The organism is Mesorhizobium sp. M1A.F.Ca.IN.020.06.1.1 (assembly GCF_004023265.1).
In the GTDB taxonomy this organism is placed as follows: domain Bacteria; phylum Pseudomonadota; class Alphaproteobacteria; order Rhizobiales; family Rhizobiaceae; genus Mesorhizobium.
The window spans coordinates 1-4,598 of record NZ_RZSR01000461.1; the positions used below are offsets into that span (position 1 = coordinate 1).

5 protein-coding genes are annotated in these 4,598 nt (G+C 67.8%); all 5 read right to left on the reverse strand.

Annotation, left to right across the window (positions count from 1 at the left end; genetic code table 11):
- Positions 1–435 (reverse strand): type VI secretion system baseplate subunit TssK (gene tssK / locus EOA60_RS19730; RefSeq protein WP_164899413.1); only part of this gene is annotated, 435 nt, incomplete at its 3' end.
- A 37-nt stretch (positions 436–472) separates the two neighbouring features.
- Positions 473–925 carry a type VI secretion system lipoprotein TssJ gene (gene tssJ / locus EOA60_RS19735; RefSeq protein WP_066989071.1) on the reverse strand — a complete coding sequence of 151 codons (453 nt, stop codon included), beginning with the start codon at positions 923–925 and terminating at the stop codon, positions 473–475.
- Positions 926–928: 3 nt separating this feature from the next.
- Positions 929–2,377, reverse strand: coding sequence for a type VI secretion system-associated FHA domain protein TagH (gene tagH / locus EOA60_RS19740; protein ID WP_128311765.1), 1,449 nt, complete (start codon positions 2,375–2,377; stop codon positions 929–931).
- Positions 2,374–3,456 carry a type VI secretion system baseplate subunit TssG gene (tssG, locus tag EOA60_RS19745; RefSeq protein ID WP_067327614.1) on the reverse strand — a complete coding sequence of 361 codons (1,083 nt, stop codon included), beginning with the start codon at positions 3,454–3,456 and terminating at the stop codon, positions 2,374–2,376. The genes tagH and tssG overlap by 4 nt, the downstream gene beginning before the upstream one ends.
- Positions 3,420–4,598, reverse strand: a 1,179-nt coding sequence (locus EOA60_RS19750) for a type VI secretion system baseplate subunit TssF (RefSeq protein ID WP_206628171.1), incomplete at its 5' end; no start/stop codon positions are given. The genes EOA60_RS19750 and tssG, both read right to left, overlap by 37 nt.

The following is a 4,598-nucleotide window of genomic DNA, read 5'->3' on the forward strand; positions in this document are numbered from 1 at the left end:
CTCGATCTCGTCCGGGTCGGCGCCGCCCTGCACGGAATCGCGCACCGACACGAGCCTGCCGTGAGAGCGCGCGCCGGTCGACGCGGCAGGCGCCGGGTCGAAACCGACGCCGCCGGGCGGCTCGAGCGGCAGCGCGACCAGCACCGGCCCGGCGCCGGTATCGGCCGTGACCGGCAGCGGTTTCGGCGCGTCCATCATTTCCGGGATGGAGAAGGGCGTGCCGTCGGGGAAAATACCCCGGGCGGACACGATAGAAACCTGGCCTGCATCGAGCAGCGATTGATCGAGCGTCAGCTGCTGGAAGCCGAACGTATGGAGCTGGCCGGCCTGCAGCGCGCCCCGCACCATCGCCTCGAAGAACCGGTCCTGCTGCTGGAAATGCTGGGTTCTCAGGAAGAGCCCCTCGGACCATAGCACCCTGTTTGCGTCGCTCATGCCGCTGCTCTCTGCACTGCCAACTTCTGTCTCGCCGTCAGGCGGAAATACCGCCGCCGCCTAGCGTGACGTTGATGGTGAATTTCGATCCCGCCGACACCGACTTGGTCGTGCGCCAGTTGCGTCCGCCGGGTTCGCGGATCAGCGCGACGAAGCCGAGCGCCGTCGCGTTCGGTTCGACCGTGATGGTCTTGGCCGCCGTCTTGCCCGGTGCGACGGAGATCGAATCGGATCCGATAAGGTCGGCCCCAAGTGCGGACCCCGCATCGCCCTGCAGCGCGAAATAATCGGCCGAATTGAACTTGCCGGTGCTGGCAAGCCGCATCACCAGCACAGTCACCGGTCGATCGCCGCCGCCGGGTCCCGGATTCATGCCGGCGCCACCGGTCACGTTGACCGAGATAACCGATGGTTTCGGCGGGCCGCTCTGGCAAGCCGCAAGCAGCCCCGTCGCGCCGAGCGCAACGATGAATTCGCGTCGATCGATCATGTCCTACTCCTCTTCGTATGCATCCCTGAAGTCTGCGCCGATCTCGCCCAGGAAACTCGATTCCGCGCTTTGGGCGATGTCGCGATGGCGTTTCTGGTAAAGCTCCCACAGCTTAGCGTTGCGGCCGCCCGCAAGCAGGTTGCCGATCGCGGAATTGGATTTCAGCTCTTCCTCGATCGTCGCCGGATCGAACCGGTCGATCATGCGCCGCAGCGCTGCCTGAACGCCGCGCCAGGCGCGCACGTGGTGCTGCGCGAGATCCTTCACCGCATCGCCGATCGCCGCCACGCCGGAGAGGAAGCCGGGACTGCGCTCCGAGATTATGGTGACGATGACATCCTCGACCGTCGGCAGGAATTTGAGCGGGTTGACCTCGGAGGCGCCGACCACCGTCTGGGCAACGCGCGCGCTGCCCTTTTCCTCGGCGCGCTTGCGCAGAAGCTGCATCAGCCCGTCCAGCATCAGCCGGTACTCGCGCCCGAATTTTTCCATCTCGGCGATCGCGTCGCGCCCGACAAAATCGGCCTCCTCGACCCCCATGCCGCGCAGGAAGGCGGCGCGCAGCGCCATATCGCCGGGCACAGGCTGAACTGCACGGGACGGCCTGGGCGCGGGAGCCGGGCGCGGCGGAGGAGGCGGCTCGGGCGTGCGCGCCGGCAAGTCCCGCGGAGGAGCGACCTGCGGCTTTTCGGCTGGCTGCTCGCTGCGACGGGCCGTATGCGCGCCGTTGGCGGAGGCAGGCGTCGCGGCTGGGCCGAAGCTGAAGTCGTCGAAGCCGGTCGGTTTCGGCGCCGGCTGCGCCGTATCGCCGCGCGCGGGCATGTCGCCGAAGCCGAACGGATCGGACCGGCCAGTTGCCGAGTCGTCGTCCGAGGCCGGTGTCGCCACCGGGTCGAGGCTGAATGGGTCGTCGAAGGCGGGCGAACTGCGCTGGTTCGAGGCGCGGTCATACGCGCCGGGCACAGGCTGCTCGAGCGGGTCCGGCAGATCGGCCGGCCGCGGCCGCCGCGGCTCCTCCTCGACCTTGGCCGAAAAGAAATCGTCGCCGCCGATGCTGGGCGAAGATCGCTGCTGAGGCGCCGACCAGGCGGCGGCGGAATGGTTGGCGGCCTCACCGACCGAAGTCTGGCTCGCGCTTGGCTGGATCTCGACATAGAGCACGTAGTCGCCCAGTCTCAAACGCATGCCGCTTTGCAGCCGTGCCGACCTGCCGGTGCCGAGCGGGCTGTCGGAATCGTCGATGAACAGCCCGCTGCTCGATGTATCGGTGACGAAGTAGCCGTCGCGGCCGCCGCTGATCTTGCAATGGGCGCGCGACACGAACATGTCCGGATCGTCGATCTGCCAGCCGGCATCGGCGCTGCGCCCGATCACCAGCTCGCCTTCGTCCAGCCGGGTCTGCCTGACCACCTGGGAGCGCGGGCCTTGTTCCAGCGTCAGCAGCAGGCTCATGCGGCCGCCTCCGCCATTTCCGGCCGCCAGCCGACGACAGTGCGGAGCTTGAGATCGTCGGCGTCTCCCTTCTCGGCGGGGCGAGCAAGCCAGGAGGTTCGGCCGAGCTGGACGGTGCCGATCTTCGGCGGCGGCACGGCGTCGCGCGCAAGCACGATGCGCAAATCGACATCCAGCGCTTCGCCGATCATGTCGCGCACCGCTTTCTTGAAGAGGGCGAGGCGCCGCTCTCCAGGCAGGAAGGACTTGAAGTCGTCGAGATCGAGCGGGCCGACGCGCAACTCGATCCGGCTCTGGCGGCTGAAGACGCGCGGGCCGATCGTCGCCCCGCGCCCGAGCGCCGCATAGGCCTTGCCGACGCGGCTCTGCAGTGCCGCCGGTATGGTGATCCAGGAAGCGACGAATTCCTTGATCTCGACCGGCACCTTGAAGGCCGTGGCAAGAAACAAGGTGAGCCGTTCCGGACCGTCGACCTGGCTGGCCAGCGATCCGGCCTGGCGCAGCCGCACAGCGTCGAGTTCGGCATCCTGGGTGCCGGGAAGGCCGATCCCCGACATTGCTTCCAGCATGGCGCGGACGCGTCCGCCGATCGAGCGCTCGACCTGCACCGCCGGATGTGCGTCGGCCCAGGCGCGGTAGTAAAGCGCGATCATCCGGTGCTGCAGGATGTTGACGAAGTCGACGAAGGTTGTGTCGCTGGTCTGCTCCGCTTGCGTGCCGGTGAACCAGCGCTGCGACAGCCGGTCGAGCACCCAGCGCGTCAGATGCAGCGGCATCGGCCCTTCGGGCCCGAGCAGTCCGAGATTGGCGACGGTCACCCGCGCCGGAGCCTTTTCGCCCGCCTCCTGGAATTTCATCACGTCCCTGGCCGAGAAGCTCAGGCGGACATGCTGGCCGAGCCGCGCCGGCTCGCGATTGGCCTGGCCGGAATAGCCGAACAGCCCGCCCCTCTGCTCCAGCCGGCGCAGAAGCTCGAAGAAGTCAAAGCTTTCCGACAACGCCCCGATTCCGTCTGAGACGGCTTCGCTCAGGGCGGGCCGCGCTAGATCAGGTAGCGATTGCCGGGCGTCATCGGCCATGGCACATCCTCCTGCTTCTGCAGCAGCCGCGTGCGTGTCCGCACGAAACCGTTTATCCCGGCATGGCGGGCAAACAGCCGCGCCAGCAGGGCCGAAAGCAAAAGCGTGCTTTGCCCCGCCAGCACCGACTGGTCGACATGCAGCGTCACTTCCGTGCCCCGCCCGAAGCACATCGGCCCGTCGATCTTGAGCCGCTCGATCACCGGGCGCGAGTCGATGCGGGTGATCGAATGCACGTTGCGGGCGAGGCTCGGGTCGCCGCGGTCGGCATAAAGATCGAGCAGCGCGTGCAGCGGATCGACGCCGCGGCCTTCCTTGGCGAGACTCAAGAAGTTGAGCGAGAGCTGCGCCACCAGCCGCCAGGCAAGATTGTCGGCGCGGGATTCGCCTTCGGCGCCCGCCGGCAGCGACGCCGGGATCGACGGCTGGGGCGGCCGCAGCGCGCCGAGCAGCCTGACGGCCTCCACCGGGTCCGCCGTCTCTAGCGTCAGTGTCGGTGTGTCGTCGAGGATCGGCAGGTCGCGATTGGTGCAAAGCGCCATGATGTCGAGGCGCTTGAGCGGCCGGTTGGCCGGGCTGCCGGCCGGGCGCGACACCGAGAGGAAAACGTCGTCTCCCGTGTAGGAGGTGCGAGTCAGGCCGTCGCGACGCTCATCTTCGGTGGCCCTGCGAGGGCGCCGCTCGGTCGAATACACCCAGCCGCTGCCGCGGTTCTGCCCCAGGCTGAAAAGCTCGGGAATCTCGGCCTCGCTGCCCTCCGCGTCGGCATCCTCCACTCGGGTGACGCGGAAGATCTCGAAATCGCGCGCTCTGGTTCGATCGGCATGCAGCACTTGCCTTGTCCTGCGCGGATCGATCTCGATGACGTTGCATTCGCGCTCGAAGAGATTGATCAGCGGCGTCACGAAGAGCTCGAAATCGGCCGGCGCAACGTCGGCGAGCTCGGGCACCGGGCGGCGGAACAGGAAGATGATCTCCATCCCCGCCTCGCATCTGCGCACCACCGGCTGCAGGCCGGCGACCCGCACATAGTGGAAGCGTTCGGGGACCATGAAATATTCGCGCAGCAGGCGGTAGCCCTCGAAGGTCGGGCGGGTGCGCGGCATCAGCGCCTCGTCGTCGCGGATGCCGACCATCTCGGG